The organism is Clostridium lacusfryxellense (assembly GCF_018861735.1).
GTDB lineage: Bacteria > Bacillota > Clostridia > Clostridiales > Clostridiaceae > Clostridium_AD > Clostridium_AD lacusfryxellense.
The window spans coordinates 48419-66331 of the sequence record NZ_JAHLEB010000010.1 but is presented as its reverse complement, the minus strand read 5'-3'; the positions used below and the strand labels follow the sequence as shown (position 1 = coordinate 66331).

Genomic DNA, 17913 nt, shown 5'->3' with positions numbered 1-17913 from the left:
AATTCTGTGAAGAGAAGAGTAAATGTTATCCGAGTATCTAAAGCGAGTGGAGAAGGGTGGAAGCTCCATGAGAAAAGTAATATTGAAAGACATCTCTGAGAAGTTTATCTGAAAATTAAAGTAAGATAAATCGGATTCCTCCGTTATAGGGAGTTGAGATGGCGTAGTTTAATAAACTTTGTCAAAGTAGAATGGTACCGTGGAAAAAGCTTTCACTTCTATAATAAGAAGTTGAGGCTTATATTTTTTTGTATAAAATAAAGGAGAGGTTGTGTATGAAAAGATTTTTGATAAACGAATTAGGCAATTTAATAGGTGAAGAAATTTTGATTAAAGGTTGGGTTTATCGAGTAAGAAAATTAAAAAATATAACATTCATTATAATGAGGGATAGAACTGGTTTCGTACAATGCATTGCAGAAAACAGTGTTATAGATATGAGTAATATAAAGTTAGAATCTGTTATATCAATTTTTGGAGAAGTAAAGGAGTCTAAGAATGTTTTAAATCCTTATGAGATTGGAATCCAGCAATTTGAATTAATTAGTAGTGTAAATGAAGAATTACCTATAGAAATAAATAAGGAGACCTTAGAGGTTAACTTAGATACCATGTTAAATAATAGAGTTCTGAGCCTGCGTCATGAAAAAATAAGTTCAATATTTAAAATACAAAATCTTATTGTACAGGGGTTTAGGGAGTTTTTATCTAAGGAAGGTTTCACAGAGATTTTTACACCTAAAATTGTAGCAGAAGGTGCAGAGGGTGGTACTGATGTTTTTGAATTAAAGTATTTTGAAAATAAAGCATACTTAGCTCAGAGCCCTCAGTTTTATAAACAGATGATGGTAGGGGCTGGTTTTGAGAGGGTTTTTGAGGTAGCACATGTGTACAGGGCAGAAGAGCATAATACTAGCAGGCATCTTAATGAGTATATTAGCATGGACTGTGAAATGGGCTTTATTGAGGATGAAAAAGATATTATGGATTTGGAAGAAAATTTAATAATATTTATAATAAACAAAATAGCTCAAGAGGGGAAAAAATATTTAGAGATCTTAAACGTAAATTTACCTAAGATAACAAAAATTCCAAGAATAAAATTCAGTGATGTTTTAGAAATATTGAGCAAGGAATATAATAAATCAGATTTAGATGGAGATTTAGATCCTGATGCTGAAAAATTAATTTGTAAATATTCAAAAGAGAAACTTGGTTGTGACTTTATTTTCTTGACTCATTATCCAAGGAAAAAAAGGCCAATGTACACAATGCCTTTAGGTGAAACTGAAACTCATAGCTTTGACTTATTATTTAGAGGTGTAGAAATTACAACTGGCGGTCAGAGAATTCATGACTATAATATGTTAATTGATAATATTAAATACAAAGGGTTAACACCTGAGGTTTATCATAATTACACTTCCATTTTTAAATATGGAATGCCACCGCATGGCGGGCTAGCAATAGGACTTGAGAGAATTACAGCACAATTACTAGGCCTTGAGAATGTTAGAGAAGCATCATTATTTCCAAGAGACAGAACTAGATTAACTCCATAAATAAAACTGTAGCTAAAAATTTAGCTACAGTTTTTGTATTAAAAGCCTATAAGTTGCGCTAGAGTGAAAACTATCAGGCCTTAATAAGCTTTATATCAGAAGTCATATGCTGCGTAGTTAAATAAGTTATACCTTGCAAATAACCTTTAGCACCATCAACAGATAACATAGTTTTTATCAGTAGGATTATTACTTAAGAGATATTCTAAATGCCCTTCATTATTTATAGGCATAAACCCTAACACTCCTTACCTGAACACACCTTGTTTCTACCTGAATGTTTTGCAGCGTATAATCCTATATCAGATATCTCTAAGAGTTTTTCTATTTCATTTGTGATTTCTGGATAACTAGCAACTCCTATCGATACAGTGATATCTATTTGGGTTCCAGTAGATAAAATAAATGGATGAGTTTCAACACCGCAGCGAATACGCTCAGCAATTTGGATTGCATGTTCATTAGCACAGTCTAGTAATAATACAGTAAATTCTTCACCGCCATTTCTAGATACTATGTCAAAACTTCTACTGTTTTTAGTTAAAATCTTTCCGAGTTCAGATAAAACGATATCTCCTTCTGCATGCCCATATGTATCATTAACTCTTTTGAAAAAATCAATATCAATCATTAATAGCGATAGCTTCTCTTTTTTTTCTATTGCATTTTTAATTGCATAGTTATATAAATTATCAAAATTTCTAACATTGTTAAGGCCTGTTAGAAAATCTTTTGTAGATTCGACTTGTAATCTTCTAAGTAGTGAGTTAGCTGTAAGGCAATAATCTGAATAATGAGCTATAACCCATGTGACTAAACAAGTAGTACTCCAATAGATCAGCAAAAAGTTCATAATATTTAATTTGTCTTTTAATAATATTGTAAAAATTATGCTTGAAAAAAATAAGTTATATACAGTTGAATAAATCCATTTTTGACTAGTTTTAATTTTAAAATTAGCTATTACAGCGCAGCCAATTATAATAATTATAACTAAACTAAATCCCAAGAGGGAGGCGGAACTAATACCGAAATAAGCTACCCGAAACAATGCAATTACAAGTCCACAAATAATTACAGCTATTGTTCCACCATGTATAGCTGCAAGAGCTAAAACAACATTCCTAAAATCTAGTATAGTATTATCATCAACTTGTACACCAAACAACATTATAGTTATTCCGAGTATTCCTGTTATAATACCAGTTATAACTTTTATTTTGGTAGAAGATGAACTACCAATTTCGTATTTTTTTATTAATTGACTTACTATGCTTATAAAACTGATTTCAATCAACATGTTTATGAATAAATCTCTAAGCAAAAATAGTCCCCCTCAGCGTCTTTTTATAATATTTAGTAATATATCTAGATTAATTTTCATTTTATCATAATATTATATTACACTTTATATGTGTAGATATACAAGTAAAATAACGCCATTGATTTCATTGCGGCATTTATTATATAATTAATAAACTAGAAATCAGATATTATTAACTTGGTTATGGAAAATAAAATTACAGACAAGTAAAGGAGTCAACATAAATATGAAAAAGAAAGATTTTGTTGCTGAAGATCTGTTAAGTAAAATATATCAGAATAAATACAAGGCTGGGGGAAAATTGCCAACGGAAAGATCATTAGCTACGCATTATAAGGTTTCAAGGTACACAATTAGGGAAGCTTTAAAGAAACTAATTAAAATAGGGACAGTTAAATCGATTCAAGGCTCAGGTATATTTGTAAAGGACGATTATTCTAAAAGCCCTTTAATTTATAATTCATTAACAGAAAATAAATTTAAGGAAATTAGATCGGAATTAATATATCTTAAAAGAATTATACCTGATAATGTATTAAAAGAAATATTTGATATAAGCGATAATGAAGAAGTATGGGAATTTAAAAGGGTTAGGATGGTAGATTACCGTAAAATTCAAATTGAAGTATCCAATTTACCCTGCAGCTATTTCGAAGATTTAAGTGAAGAGGATATTAAAAATTCAGTACATAGCTATGTGTTTGAAAAAGGATATAAAATTTCACATTTTATAACTACTTACAGTTCTGTAATTCTGGGAAAGGCGGATGCAGCAATACTCAATTGTAAAAAAGGAATATCTGCAATGAAAATAGTTAATAGAGGGATTTTAGAAAGTTCTAAGGTTTTTGAATATAGTGAAATGATAGTTTTAGATTATTCGGTGTCTTATATTTCGCCATTTAATGAAAAGAATCTTCAACATAGACGAGGGAATTAACAAAAACTCCAATATAACTTGGAGTTTTTGTTTTATGGAGTATGAATAGATCCATTTGGCACTCGAGATTGGGTCCATTCATGAGGACGATATTCAACGGGATAAGATTTTGCCGCTTCTTCGTCAAATTCAACACCTATACCAACAGAGTCACTTGGATAAATATATCCTCTTTTAACTTCTACAGAGTTAGGAAAAAGTTTTTTGATTTTTTCATCAGCAACTTGAATTTCTTGGATTTTAGCATTGTGGAGAAACATATCTAAATGAACATTAACAGCAACTCCAATAGGAGTCATGTCTGATGGACCATGCCATGCTATACCAATGCCAAAGTTTTGACAAAGAGCACCTAGTTTAAGGGCAGGTGTTATACCTCCAATTTGAGATACATGACAACGGATAAAATCAACTTGTCTATTGATAATAATGTTTTGCCATTCCATAGGGTTGTTAAATAATTCGCCCGTAGCAATTGGCGTAGTACATTGAGAACGAAGTTGTGCTAACCATTCATTTTGATTTGGTGGCAAAATATCTTCTAAGAAATACGGTTTGTAAGGCTCCAAATCTTTTGCAAGAGAAATTGCTTGATTAGGAGATAGACGTTCATGTACATCATGAATAAAATGAATGTCGTATCCGTAACGCTCTCTAAGTTTTGCAAACATATTCACAGTATCCCTCATATACACATCAGGATTATAATATGCGCCGTCAGTAGAGTTATCTGGTTTAGACATTTGTTGATTTTTGCCACCATATAAACCTAATTGGCAGCGAATATGAAGATAACCTTCTTCAATAAGCGCATCCACATTGGTAAATAATTCATCTAAGGTTAGACCATCAGCATGCATATATGCGGCAATAGCATCCTTTGATTTACCACCGAATAACTGATAAAGAGGCATATTTGCAAGTTTTGCTTTTATGTCCCATAATGCCATGTCAATACCAGCAACAGCATTATTTATAACTGGACCATTTCTCCAATAAGCATTAACCATCATCATTTGCCAAAGATCTTCAATATTATTAGCATCTCTATTAATTAATAAAGGCTTTAAATAGTTCTCAATTATACTCTCAACTGCTAGAGGACGTTGTTGAAATGTTGCACAACCGTATCCATAAACATTTTTGTTAGTTTCTATTTTGACTACAACCAGATTGTGGCGAGAAGGTTTCACAATAAAAGTGGATATATTAGTAATAATTGTTGGTTCCAAAAAGAACAGCTCCTTTAATAAATTTAATTAGATCAAATGTCTTTATTAGTTAAATTTAAACACATAATATACTGTAGGTCAATTTGGTTTGGTAATTGATAGCTATTAGGTTAATTACCATACCAATTCTAAGGAAAATTCATATAAACGTTGATATATAAGCGTTTGTATTTATTATTGGTTTTTTTAACCGTTTTCAATCTAGCTTTTAATATGCTATTATGTAGCCAAGAAGAATTGAATTAATAAATACGAGGGGGATAAAAAAGTGAACAAAGTAGATAAAGTAAACAGAGATACAATAGATGGAATCATAAAATATGTTGGAGGTAAAGAAAATATAAAGAATGCATGGCATTGTATGACTAGACTTCGATTTGATCTTTATGATAACTCAAAAATACAAAAAGATAATATTGAAAAACTTCAAGGTGTAATGGGTACTAAATCACAAAACAACCAATTTCAAATAGTAATAGGAACAAATGTAGAAAGTTATTACGAGGCTTTAAATAACAAACTAGGAATTACTAATGAGAGTCCGAAAAATACGCAAAACAAGCAGGAGAAAAAAGGGATAGTATCCAAACTTCTTGATATAGTTTCTGGAGTATTTGGTCCAATAGTTCCTGCAATTGCAGGGGCTGGTATGATCAAAGGGGTCTTATCAGGATTGCTTGCGCTAAAGGTAATATCTGCTACAAGTGATACAGTAATTATCATAGATTTAATAGCTAGTGGTGTATTTAATTTCCTACCATTCTTCTTAGCAGTATCTGCTGCTAAAATCTTTAAAACTAATATTTATATGGCACTTGCTGTTGCTGGCGGAATGATGTATCCAACACTTATTAGTGCAGCAAAAGCAGGCGAAATAAGCAAATTTATTTTCCTAGGAATGCCAATTCCTGTTATCAATTATAGTGGATCTGTTATTCCAATTATTATTGCAATTTGGGCTTTAAGTTACATTCACAAATGGGTAGATAAAATAATGCCAGAGGTATTAAGAACAGTATTTACTCCGACTCTAACATTGTTTATCATTATTCCACTTACACTAATCGTAATTGGACCTGCAGGAACGTATTTAGGTAATGGACTTGCTATTGTTATTCGTGCTTTATTTGCTATATCACCAATACTCGCGGGAGTTGTTGTAGGAGCAATTAGACCTATTGCAGTATTTACAGGAATGCATCATGCAATGACTCCTATAGCACTACAGAATTTCTCTGAAAATGGATTTGATATGTTGATGCCCATGATGTTCATGGCAAATATGGCTATCACTGGTGCAACTTTAGCAATATATGTTAGAACAGAAAATAAACAACAAAAATCAGTTATATTATCAGCAGCGGTTTCAGGACTTTTAGGAATTACGGAACCAGCATTATTTGGAGTGCTAGCAAAACATCGTAAAGCTTTTATTGCAGCCACAATTGGAAGTTCGGTGTCTTCAGCATTTATCGCAGCTTTCGGAGTTCGTTTATATGCATATATTACTTCTAGCATATTTAGCCTTGCTGCCTATATTGGACCATACTTCTTATATGTAGTTTTAGGAATTATAATAGCCATTGCGGTTTCTTTTGCTATTACTTATGTGTTAGTTAATAAAAAAATAGAAACAGAGATAGAATTAAACTAATAGTAATTTATAATTTCTAAAATAAAGATGTAGTTAAAGTGTAAATAGAAACCCTCGACTAATTAGTTGAGGGTTTAACTATTATTGACAATATTTTACTAGATTGTTTTAAAGTAACTTAATTACATTTGTGTTACAATTAAATTGAGATTTAGGTGGTTCTTGATATATAAATAACAATATAAGTTCAGAAGGGTGGTTACTATGGAAGAAGGGGTTTTTGAAAAAAAATTAGAGAAACAAAATAAGAGAATTCAAGAGTTAGAGCAAAAAAATGCACAGCTAGTTGGTGTAATTGAAAATTTATCTGAAGGAGTAATTCTTGAGGAAACAATAGATCAATCTAGAAAGATTCAAGAGCAGAAAGAAGAATTAGAAGTTATCGTAGAAAATATAGCTGATGGTATTTGTTTTTTTGATGATAAAGGACTATATACATTATTTAATAAAAAAGCAAGAGAAATATTTTTATCGTCTCATGACATAGTTAAGATAGGTGATGGATGTAAAGAATCTGAGTATTATGATGTTGATGGAGAAAAAATTGACTTGGAAAATAATCCATCCATTAGAGTTATGAGCGGTGAAACTTTTAAAAATATGAGAATGATAATAAAGTCTCCTCATAAAACAATACAAGTAGATATTAGTGGAACCCCTATTTATGACAGTGAAGGTAAATTTATTTTAGGGGTGATTTGTGCCAAGGACATGACGGAATACCTAAAACATGAAAAATCTATAAGAAGCCGATATGAAATTTTGAACAAAATCATAGATACTTTTGATTTACCAGTTGTTAGATTATCATGTCCAGACTTAAAGATAAAGGATACTAATAAAAAGGCATTTGGTATAATTACATTATTGAATACTAATTTTAAATCAATCGAGCAACTAAAAGGTAAAAAGGTTGAAGATTTATTTATAACATTTAAAACAAGTGATTATTACCAGAGTATTAGGGAGGTGTTAGAAGAAAAGAAAACTAAGCATTTGAATAAAAAAAAGCATTGGGTAAATGAAAAAGAGGTATATTGGAATGTTATTTTTGAACCCATGTTTGAAAAAAATGGAGAAATACAAGAAATATTAATTTTAATAGTAGATGTTACTCCTGAAATAAAGTCTACTATAGTTATGGAAGAAGCATTGAAATTACAGGGAGAATTCCTTGTTAACATATCTCATGAGCTTAAAACACCATTAAATGTTATATGTGCAACAGCTCAGTTATTTAATATGTATTGCACTAGTGGATCACTTGATGAGAAGAAGGATACAATTATTAAATATATTGAATCAATCAATCAAAATTCATATAGATTATCTAAAATTATTAATAACATAGTAGATTTATCAAAAATTGAAGCAGGATTTTTTAAATTGAACTTATCCAATAACAATATAGTGGAAGTTGTAGAAGAAATAGTGATGTCAGTTACTGATTTTACTGACAGTAAAGGTTTAAATATTATTTTTGATACGGATGTAGAAGAAAAAATTATTGCTTGTGATACAGAAAAGATAGAGAGAATAGTATTAAATCTAATATCGAATGCGATAAAATTTTCAGACAAAGGTGATGAAATACTTGTAGCTTTTAAAGAGAAAAATGAATTTGTTGAAATATCAGTGAGCGATAATGGCATTGGAATTGAAGAAAAAAACTTGGATATGATATTTGATAGATTTAGGCAAGTAGATAAATCTCTATCAAGAAATGCAGAAGGTACAGGTGTTGGCTTAAGTTTAGTTAAGTCGATAGTAGAATTACATGGTGGTACAATATCCGTTGAAAGTGAATTTGGGATAGGAAGCAAGTTTATAGTTATGATTCCTTCAAGAAAAGTAGTACGTCAGAATATGATGTATAGTAGCAAAGTGCCAAGTACAAATCAAAGTATACGAGTGGAACTTTCAGATGTTTATTCGTAATTTAATACTCCCTTGCCTTTATTGTGAAAATAAAAGTAAGGGAGTATTCATTATCCTTAGCTTTAAAGTTTTAAACTATTTTCTTCCTTTTAGTAAATAGTTTTTCTACATAAAATGTTATTATAGAAAATACTGATATTACTCCAAGATAAGATGTAATAATTCCTAGAATACTAGTATTATTTTGGCCACCGCCCATTTGTTTTCCATTTCCTTGTGGCCGACCACCAGCACCTCTTGTTGAATTGCCATTTTCTTGATGCTTAGTATTGCCATCTGGTGCTACAGCACTATCACTTGCCAAAGTTGCATCCTCTTGTGTGGCAAAACCTCCAGCTTCCGATGAATCACCATCTTTTTGAGAGAAGCCAGTGCCATCTTCGTTTGGTTTAAAGTCTCCTCTTTTCATATCTCCACCGCCACCACCGCTAGAGGTGCTAAAAGCACTAATCGTTGTAATTTTAGAGACAAAGTTTACGTTATAAGCACTGTATATGCCAAAGGTTAATAATAAAACAGCCAAAACCCTTGATATATAAGAATATATTTTCTTTTGCTCTGTTATTTTAAATATTATTCTAAAAGAATTCATTACGAAGTTCCAGTGAAGACCAATATGAATTCCTATTAATAAAAGGCAAAAATAGGATATAGATATGTGTAAACCCTGTAGGCCCTTACCGCCACTTAATGCTAAACCAGGAAATAGCTTTTTAGAAATTAATAATCCACTAATAATTATGAATATAACGCTAAGTAACAAAAGTATGTTTAAAATGTACCCAATTCTAGTTTTTAAAGGTAATTTATGTTTAAATATTTTTAAAGTTATGCCTTTAATCCATTTCCAATTTAATCCACAATGAATCAAAATCACACCACCTATAGCAAGTCCTACAACTTCGTGAAATAACATCCCGGGAGTTTTGTAATTAAATAGTAGTACAAAAGCAACTACCATTATGATATCTAACGTAATTTTTATTAAATTTATTTTTTTCATAACTGACCCCTCCTAATTATAAATAAGTGCTAAAACTATCCAAACAAACAGATATTTAGTAGCTTTCAATTCTTCTATATACTTATATTAACAAATAAATAAATAGGAATTATCAAATATTTATGTAAACTTTATGTGATTTAATAATCGATGAGCGTAGCAAAAATAACACCATTGATTTTAAAGGGCTATTTATTATATAATTAAGCCACCAGAATCGAAATGGAGGAAAAACAATGAAATTATTTCTATATTATATTTTAGCAATAAACTTGTACGGTGTTTTTGTGATGTACTCAGATAAAAACAAATCGCGAAAGGGAAAATGGAGAACTCCAGAAAACACTTTATTCGCTATAGCGTTGGCGTTTGGGTCTTTGGGAATATTTATGGGTATGCGTTTATTTAGGCATAAAACAAAACATAATAAATTTGTAATAGGAATACCTGCCATACTGATAGTACAAATATTTATATTTTTAAAATACATTTACAAGGTGATATAATTTTAACGATTTTGCCTTGAAATTTTATAAGTTTGAGGTTATAATAAAGGGCGAGATCATTAGAAAATCTTTAAAGGTGGTAATGAATTGGACGATAAAACATTTGAATTAATGGAAAAGATGTATATAGAGTTTTCTTTATTTAAAACTGATATTAAGGACATAAAAAATGATTTAACTGCTGTAAAGCAAGATTTAACTGCTTTGAACGTTAAAGTGGAGAGAAACACTTTATTAATAGAAGATTTAACTAGTAAAGTTGAAACTATTGCAGAAGTGCAAAAATCACATATGGCTCAGAATGAAAAGGACCATAATGATATTGTAGAGAATGTAAATAAAAAAATTGATGTGATAGAGCTTTCTACAAAGAATACTTCAAAAGATGTTAAAGAAATAAAAAATGGTTTATTAAATGTTGAAATAATGACTACAAGTAACAGTAACTTGAATGATATTGCATAATTAAAGTAGGCAAGATAAATTTATAGCTGTTAATGATATACATAAGAAAATGTTAGAATCCACGTTGAGATTAATTCCCAGCCTGTGGATAACTTTACTATAAAATTAAATAATCATGCATAAATATTATATTATTAGCATAATATGGTTCCGTTAAGGTACAATAAAAGAAAGTTATCCTCATTTAGTGGATAACTTTCTTTATTTTGTGGATAAGTCGAAATTATCTGAAAATAAGTCATATAAGTTTTATAAAACATCAACACCTATCTAGAGAGATTATGGTATACTAATTCGTAGTGGAAATGAAAGAAATATGTATTAAATGTAAAATTATATAAAAAAATAGTAAACAATATAAAAAAGGTGGATAATTATGAAGAATATAGGAAAATGGAGAAAGCCGATACTAATTATAAGTGATGCAGCACTAATCAACGTGGCATATATACTAGGCTTTTTTTATATATATAATTTCAGGAATTTTATGTTTTACGCTAATAGATATAAAACGGTAGCATTAAGTGTAACAGTTATATATTTAGGTTGCTTTTTTCTCTTTAAGCTCTATAAAAGCCTTTGGAGTTACGCAAGTATAGATGAATATATTCTTATAATTGCTGCGTGCCTTATTGCAAATGTTGCAACCATTATTTTTGTAAGGATTATTGGGCACGAATTTGCATATGGAGTAAGTATAGTAGCTTGTGCTTTTATTATTATTTTTATACTTAGTTTAAGAATGTCTTTTAGAATCTTCGCTAGATTCGAGAGTATTATAAATTGTAATGTAACTAAGAACGACCGAAAGAGAGTAATGATTATTGGAGCTGGAGAAGCAGCTGCTATGGTTATTAAAGAGATGAAGGGCAGTAATCAGAGCAAATATAGACCTGTAGCTGTAATTGATGACGAAAGTTACAAAAAAGGAAACAATATTATGGGGGTAAAGGTTCTTGGAAGTAGGAAGGACATACCTTCCATAGCAAAGGAAAAAGCTATAGACACTATACTTTTAGCTATTCCAACTATAGAAGATGAAGATAAAAGTGCAATTTTAGAAATATGCAAAAAAACGAATTGTAAGATAGAAATTATTCCAGGTATGTTTGAGATAATAAATGGAAAATCTTCTTTAAGTCAAATTAGAGAAGTCAATATTGAGGATTTACTGGGGCGTAAAGCAGTGTTACTTGATATGGATGGTATTGCAAGTTACATTCATGATAAAAGCATATTAGTAACTGGTGGTGGTGGTTCTATCGGTTCTGAATTATGCAGACAGATTATAAAATTTGGACCAAAACAACTAATTATTTTTGATATATATGAAAATAATGCTTATGATCTACAAATGGAACTTCAGTATAAGTATCCAGAATTAGATTTGATTGTATTAATAGGGTCAGTAAGAGATAAACTAAGACTTGAAAATGTCTTTGAAACATATAAACCCAATATTGTTTTCAACGCAGCTGCGCATAAACATGTTCCACTAATGGAAGAAAGTCCTATGGAAGCTATAAAAAACAATGTGTTTGGAACTTTTAATGTTGCAAGTTGTGCTCATAGGTTTAACGCAGAGCGGTTTGTAATGATTTCTACAGACAAAGCAGTGAATCCAACTAACGTTATGGGAGCTACTAAGAGAATGTGTGAAATGATTATACAATCTATGGACAAAATAAGTGAAACTAGATTTGTAGCAGTTAGATTTGGAAATGTATTAGGAAGCAATGGGTCAGTTATACCCCTATTTAAAAACCAAATAGCTCATGGTGGCCCAGTTACACTTACTAATAAATATATAACTAGGTTCTTTATGACAATACCAGAAGCATCGCAATTAGTACTACAAGCCGGAGCTTACGCCCAAGGTGGAGAAATATTTGTCCTTGATATGGGCAAACCAGTAAAAATATATGATCTAGCCTGGGATTTAATAAGGCTTTCAGGCTTCGAGCCAAATGTAGACATAAAAATAGAAATTACAGGTCTAAGACCAGGTGAAAAGCTTTATGAAGAACTTCTAATGAGTGAAGAAGGTCTTATAAATACTAAACACGAAAAGATTTTTATAGGCAAACCAACGTTCAGTGATTTAAGCGTAATAAAACAGCGAATGGATGAATTAGCTGTAATAATCGAGAAAGATGATTTAGAATTATTATATGCAAAAATAGAAGAGATAGTTCCCACATATAATAGAAGTGCAAATATTACACAACCAGAAAAAGCCTAAGGTTTCAAAATAATTAATAATATGAGATATAAAATATGAAGATTCTCCATAGTGACTTGAAATAAGAAGTTCGGAAACATTGACATTTCATTTAGAAATTCTTCTTTTGCTAATTTAAAATTCTCATGAGTCAGGACACCGAATGTGAGCACGTAACAATTAATAATTGTTACGTGCTCACAGAGGCCGAGAATTTTCTGTTTAGACATCGTATATCAAGCTCTTTGTGATAATCTTCATTACATGAAATAAGCTTACGAACCAATTCATAATATAAAATATGAAGATTCTCCATAGTGACTAAAAATAAGAAGTGCAAAAACATTGAAATTCCATTTAGAAATTCTTCTTTTGCAAATATAAAATTCTCGTGAGCCTGCACAGGACGTGCAGGCTAGCGAACCTGAGCCAGGACGGCGAATGTGAGCGGCAGAGAATTTTATATTCGCAAAAGTCTAGAATTTCTTAATGAAATTTCATATTTTAAACTCTTATTTCAAGGCTCTCGGGAGAATCTTCATTGGTTACCTATATAAACTGCAATACAAACTATCTTTTCTATCTTCTTTAAGTTTAAACCTCTCCCTAATCTTAATAACATCATCTTGTAAGATATCTGCTATAACCAAACCTTCCTCCATATAAAGACTACTGACTATATTCCCTAATGGATCTATAATCATGGAGTCGCCACTATAGATAAGACCATTTTCTTCTCCAGCCCTATTAATCCCAGCAATGTAACATTGGTTTTCTATGGCTCTCGCTTTTAAAAGAGTGATCCAGTGTTCACGGCGTTTCATTGGCCAAGTGGATGCAACAGTAATTAAGGTTGCAGTTTTTGAAGCTATCTGAAATATTTCAGGAAAACGTAAATCGTAACAGATAAAAGGTGCGATGGTAAAACCGAAAGCATTGAATAATTTGATTTCATTTCCACTTTCATAAAATTTGCTTTCTGATCCAAAGGAGAAAGGATGTATTTTAGTGTAGTTTACAAGTTCTACACTAGTAGGTGCGTCTCCGGGTACTTTCTGAGGCGAGACTACAGAAAAGTTATTTCTACAATTAGTGGTGCCTTGTACATATCCAAACCCTATGGTTATATTAAATTCAGAACTCAATTTCTTGAAGAATTCTATAGTTTCATTATTATCTTCCCCTACAAGAGAAGTATTCATAGAAAAACCCGTTAAAGTCATTTCAGGAAATAAGATCATATCTACATTTTGGTCAGCGGCTTGCTTTATAAATTCAATAGCGGTTTCTTTATTCTTGGTTTTATCTTCAAAGGTAATTTCCATCTGGGCTAATGCTAATTTCATATCGTTTGCCTCCTTTTTATTTATTAAATTATAACTTGGTTTTAGTAAGGCGATAAAATGCCCCTTCATATATATAGTCATATTATAGCGTACTATTGAAGTCAAACCAATATTATTTAGATGTATTATAGCGAGAAATTTATTGCATACTAATATTATCCTTATATAATACATATTATATAAATGTAGTGCCATTGCAGATGGTATATAATGAAAGTATAAAGTAAGCAAATAATATTACTAAAGATTGAAAATTAAGCCTTAGTTAATTAGGCATCTTAAATAATTGAATTTGAAAACCGAGAAGGGTGGCGACTACATGTTAAAAAGTATAAAAGATCTCTTTTGTAGAGTTATAGATGACGATATCGCTGCATTAGCAGCTCAACTTGCTTATGATTTACTGTTATCATTTTTCCCGTTTTTATTGCTTCTTATTAGTTTATTAGGTTATAGCAATTTAGAAAGCACAGATGTGCTTGTGTATCTACAACAAATAATGCCTAAAAGTACTTTTGATTTAATTTACAATACTGTTGTTAATGTTTTGGGTTCAACAAGTGGAAATTTATTATCATTAAGTATAATAGGTGCTATTTGGTCAGGGTCAAGCGGCTTTAGAGCTGTAATAAAAGGATTAAATAAAGCTTATGATGAGGAAGAAACAAGGCCTTATTGGAAAATACTAGTTATATCTATATTGTTCCTGTTAGGTCTCGTGTTATCAATTATTGTAGCAGTATCCTTAGTTGTATTTGGACGAATGATAGGAAGAATTATTGCAACAAAGTTAAATTTGTCTGGTAACTTCATATTAAATTGGGATATTATAAGGTATTTGGTATCGCTATGTGGAATGGCATTTATATTTGCTTCATTATATCATTTTACCCCGTGTAGAAGACTTACATGGAAAGAAGTATTGCCTGGATCCATAGTTAGTACATTAGGTTGGTTAATATCTTCTTTAGGGTTTGCGTATTATGTAAATAATTTTAGCAATTACTCTAGTATATATGGTGGAATAGGTGCAGTAATAGTGCTAATGTTATGGCTTTATATAATTTCTATAATAATACTATTCGGAGGAGAAGTTAACGCATTAATTGCTTTCGAGAAACAAGGCAAAGAAAAACCAAAGTGCAAAAAGTATTGAATTCTCATTGCTGCCTTGCAATAAGAATTTGAAACTGGAAATTAGATTAAGGAATTCTAATCTTTTGCTTATGTAAAACTCTCTAACGCTCACATTCGACGTCCTGTCTCAGGTTCGCTAGGCAGCCTTCCTGGCTGCCTTACGAGAGTTTTACAGTCGCAAAAGAAGAATTGCTAAACCGAATTTAATAGTTTCTGCATCTCTTATTGCAAGTCACTCCAGAGAAATTAATACGTCTAGAAGAGTCCAATACGGGTTATCCAAAAAAACTATTCCTTCTATTAATATAAAATGTCCAAAACTAACATCAAACACCTCTCCCCCCACACCCCCTAAGCGTATACCCCCAAGCTTATCAACGTAAATTTCTTATGATTTATTTTTATAAAATCTCCATATAATACTGTTTACCTAAGCAAGTTATAATTAAAATGGACTAAGTGTGTAAAATTAGGTTATATTTAGTTAATAATAGAACAAATATATGTAAATGAAAAAAAAATTTTATTCTGAGAATATAAGTTTCATAAAAGATTAACACTTATCGAGAGGTATTATGGTATACTAATTCGTAGTGGAAATGAAAAATTAATATATTAAATGTCAATTTATACTTTAAATGATATATATTGATATTAAGAAAAGGTGGATAATTATGAAGAATTTAGGAAAATGGAAAAAGCCGATACTAATTCTTAGTGATGCAGCACTAATCAACGTGGCATATATACTAGGGTTCTTTTATAGATATAATTTTAGAAATTTCATGTTTTATGCAAATGATTATAAAACGGTGGCATTAATTGTAACGGTTATATATATAGGTTGTTTTTTTATCTTTAAGCTCTACGATAGTCTTTGGAGTTATGCGAGTATAGATGAATTTATGCTTGCTATTGCCGCGTGCCTTACTGCGAATGTAGCAACCATAATATTTGTTAGGATCATTGGTCATAGATTTGCATATGGTGTAAGTATAATAGCTTGTGCTTTTATTATAATCTTTATACTTGTTTTAAGAATGTCCTTTAGAATCTTCGCTAGATTCGAGAGTATAATAAATTGGAATGCAAATAAGAATGATCGAAAGAGAGTAATGATTATTGGAGCTGGAGAAGCAGCAGCTATGGTAATTAAAGAGATGAAGGGCAGCAATCAGAGTAAATATAGACCTGTAGCTGTAATTGATGATGAAGATTACAAAAAAGGAAACAACATTATGGGGGTAAAGGTTCTTGGAAGCAGGAACGATATACCAACCATAGCAAAGGAAAAAGGTATAGATACAATACTTTTAGCAATTCCAACAATCGGAGACGAGGATAAAAGTGCAATTTTAGAGATATGTAAAAAAACCACTTGTAAGATAGAAATTATTCCAGGTATGTATGAAATAATAAACGGGAAATCTTCTTTAAGTCAAATTAGAGAAGTCGATATTGAGGATCTACTTGGACGTAAAGCGGTGGTTCTTGATATGGATGGTATCGCAGGGTACATTCATGATAAAGTGATTTTAGTAACAGGCGGTGGTGGTTCTATTGGTTCTGAATTATGTAGACAAATTATAAAATTTGGACCAAAGCAACTAATTATTTTTGATATATATGAAAATAATGCGTATGATCTACAAATGGAACTTCAATATAAGTATCCAGAATTAGATTTGAAAGTATTAATAGGATCAGTTAGAGATAAACTAAGACTTGAGAATGTCTTTGAAACATATAAACCAAATATTATTTTTCATGCTGCTGCTCATAAACATGTTCCGCTAATGGAAGAAAGTCCTATGGAAGCTATAAAAAACAATGTGTTTGGAACTTTTAATGTTGCAAGTTGTGCTCATAGGTTTAATGCAGAGAGATTTGTAATGATTTCTACAGATAAAGCAGTAAACCCAACTAACGTTATGGGTGCTACTAAGAGAATGTGTGAAATGATTATACAATCTATGGATAATATAAGTGAGACTAGATTTGTAGCAGTTAGATTCGGAAATGTACTAGGGAGTAATGGTTCAGTTATACCACTATTTAAAAACCAAATAGCTCATGGTGGGCCAGTTACACTTACTAATAAATATATAACAAGGTTCTTTATGACAATACCAGAAGCATCACAATTAGTGCTTCAAGCCGGAGCTTATGCACAAGGTGGAGAAATATTTGTTCTTGATATGGGTAAACCTGTTAAGATATATGATCTAGCTTGGGATTTAATACGGCTTTCAGGGTTCGAGCCTAATGTAGATATAAAAATAGAGGTCACAGGTCTAAGACCAGGTGAAAAGCTTTATGAAGAGCTTCTAATGAGTGAAGAAGGGCTTATAAATACTAAACATGAAAAGATTTTTATTGGGAAACCAACGTTTAGTGATTTAAGTGTAATGAAAGAGCGAATGAATGAATTAGCTGTGATTATCGAGAAAGATGATTTAGAATTACTTTACAAAAAAATAGAAGACATAGTTCCAACATATAATAGAACTGCAAATGTTTTAGAACCTGAAATTGCAGCGGAAGAAGCAGAAGCAGCAGAGTAATTAAGAAGATGTAGGAGGAAA

Annotated in this window: 13 protein-coding genes and 1 other annotated feature (1 of these 14 running past the window's edge); of the genes, 9 read left to right on the top strand and 4 right to left on the bottom strand. The window is 31.0% G+C overall.

Translation table 11 applies throughout. The features are described 5' to 3' along the window. Positions 1-223, top strand: a binding site (T-box leader) (it extends 3 nt beyond the left edge of the window). 52 nt (positions 224-275) lie between these two features. Next, entirely contained in the window at positions 276-1562 is a 1287-nt protein-coding gene (aspS, locus tag KPL55_RS08035) for an aspartate--tRNA(Asn) ligase (RefSeq protein WP_216306198.1), read from the top strand. A gap of 238 nt (positions 1563-1800) precedes the next feature. On the opposite strand, the gene KPL55_RS08030 is transcribed toward aspS, so the two are convergent. Further along, positions 1801-2886: a diguanylate cyclase gene (locus KPL55_RS08030; protein ID WP_216306197.1), complete on the bottom strand. Its 1086-nt coding sequence runs from the start codon at positions 2884-2886 to the stop codon at positions 1801-1803. A gap of 226 nt (positions 2887-3112) precedes the next feature. On the opposite strand from KPL55_RS08030, the gene KPL55_RS08025 reads away from it, so the two are divergent. Beyond that, positions 3113-3826: a GntR family transcriptional regulator gene (locus KPL55_RS08025; RefSeq protein WP_216306196.1), complete on the top strand. Its 714-nt coding sequence runs from the start codon at positions 3113-3115 to the stop codon at positions 3824-3826. A 32-nt stretch (positions 3827-3858) separates the two neighbouring features. Here KPL55_RS08025 and KPL55_RS08020 read toward each other — a convergent pair whose 3' ends face one another. Next, on the bottom strand, positions 3859-5058 hold the full coding sequence (locus tag KPL55_RS08020; protein ID WP_216306195.1) for an enolase C-terminal domain-like protein: 1200 nt from the start codon (positions 5056-5058) through the stop codon (positions 3859-3861). A gap of 268 nt (positions 5059-5326) precedes the next feature. On the opposite strand from KPL55_RS08020, the gene KPL55_RS08015 reads away from it, so the two are divergent. Together KPL55_RS08015 and KPL55_RS08010 are read left to right on the top strand one after the other, a co-directional pair. Next, the gene (locus KPL55_RS08015) at positions 5327-6712 is read left to right on the top strand and encodes a PTS transporter subunit EIIC (RefSeq protein WP_312887251.1); all 1386 of its coding nucleotides are present in this window, start codon (positions 5327-5329) and stop codon (positions 6710-6712) included. A 204-nt stretch (positions 6713-6916) separates the two neighbouring features. Continuing rightward, complete coding sequence (locus KPL55_RS08010; RefSeq protein ID WP_216306194.1) at positions 6917-8650, top strand: PAS domain-containing sensor histidine kinase; 1734 nt, start codon at positions 6917-6919, stop codon at positions 8648-8650. Positions 8651-8720: 70 nt separating this feature from the next. On the opposite strand, the gene KPL55_RS08005 is transcribed toward KPL55_RS08010, so the two are convergent. Beyond that, positions 8721-9653, bottom strand: coding sequence for a DUF4405 domain-containing protein (locus tag KPL55_RS08005; RefSeq protein ID WP_216306193.1), 933 nt, complete (start codon positions 9651-9653; stop codon positions 8721-8723). A 236-nt stretch (positions 9654-9889) separates the two neighbouring features. On the opposite strand from KPL55_RS08005, the gene KPL55_RS08000 reads away from it, so the two are divergent. From KPL55_RS08000 to KPL55_RS07990, 3 genes are all read left to right on the top strand, one after another. Then, positions 9890-10159: a DUF1294 domain-containing protein gene (locus KPL55_RS08000; protein WP_216306192.1), complete on the top strand. Its 270-nt coding sequence runs from the start codon at positions 9890-9892 to the stop codon at positions 10157-10159. An 87-nt stretch (positions 10160-10246) separates the two neighbouring features. Next, entirely contained in the window at positions 10247-10624 is a 378-nt protein-coding gene (locus KPL55_RS07995; RefSeq protein ID WP_216306191.1) for a hypothetical protein, read from the top strand. A gap of 376 nt (positions 10625-11000) precedes the next feature. After that, the gene (locus KPL55_RS07990) at positions 11001-12866 is read left to right on the top strand and encodes a polysaccharide biosynthesis protein (RefSeq protein WP_216306190.1); all 1866 of its coding nucleotides are present in this window, start codon (positions 11001-11003) and stop codon (positions 12864-12866) included. A gap of 524 nt (positions 12867-13390) precedes the next feature. On the opposite strand, the gene KPL55_RS07985 is transcribed toward KPL55_RS07990, so the two are convergent. After that, the gene (locus KPL55_RS07985) at positions 13391-14191 is read right to left on the bottom strand and encodes a nitrilase-related carbon-nitrogen hydrolase (protein ID WP_216306189.1); all 801 of its coding nucleotides are present in this window, start codon (positions 14189-14191) and stop codon (positions 13391-13393) included. A gap of 319 nt (positions 14192-14510) precedes the next feature. On the opposite strand from KPL55_RS07985, the gene KPL55_RS07980 reads away from it, so the two are divergent. Beyond that, positions 14511-15347: a YihY/virulence factor BrkB family protein gene (locus KPL55_RS07980; RefSeq protein WP_216306188.1), complete on the top strand. Its 837-nt coding sequence runs from the start codon at positions 14511-14513 to the stop codon at positions 15345-15347. Between the two features lie 655 nt (positions 15348-16002). Next, entirely contained in the window at positions 16003-17892 is a 1890-nt protein-coding gene (locus tag KPL55_RS07975) for a polysaccharide biosynthesis protein (protein ID WP_216306187.1), read from the top strand. The last annotated feature ends 21 nt before the right edge of the window (positions 17893-17913 follow it).

Excerpts from the sequence above, each read along its gene's own strand:
- aspS (WP_216306198.1), top strand. The coding sequence starts at position 276 with ATGAAAAGATTTTTGATAAACGAATTAGGCAATTTAATAGGTGAAGAA.
- KPL55_RS08025 (WP_216306196.1), top strand. The coding sequence starts at position 3,113 with ATGAAAAAGAAAGATTTTGTTGCTGAAGATCTGTTAAGTAAAATATAT.
- KPL55_RS08010 (WP_216306194.1), top strand. The coding sequence starts at position 6,917 with ATGGAAGAAGGGGTTTTTGAAAAAAAATTAGAGAAACAAAATAAGAGA.
- KPL55_RS08005 (WP_216306193.1), bottom strand. The coding sequence starts at position 9,653 with ATGAAAAAAATAAATTTAATAAAAATTACGTTAGATATCATAATGGTA.
- KPL55_RS08000 (WP_216306192.1), top strand. The coding sequence starts at position 9,890 with ATGAAATTATTTCTATATTATATTTTAGCAATAAACTTGTACGGTGTT.
- KPL55_RS07990 (WP_216306190.1), top strand. The coding sequence starts at position 11,001 with ATGAAGAATATAGGAAAATGGAGAAAGCCGATACTAATTATAAGTGAT.
- KPL55_RS07985 (WP_216306189.1), bottom strand. The coding sequence starts at position 14,191 with ATGAAATTAGCATTAGCCCAGATGGAAATTACCTTTGAAGATAAAACC.
- KPL55_RS07980 (WP_216306188.1), top strand. The coding sequence starts at position 14,511 with ATGTTAAAAAGTATAAAAGATCTCTTTTGTAGAGTTATAGATGACGAT.
- KPL55_RS07975 (WP_216306187.1), top strand. The coding sequence starts at position 16,003 with ATGAAGAATTTAGGAAAATGGAAAAAGCCGATACTAATTCTTAGTGAT.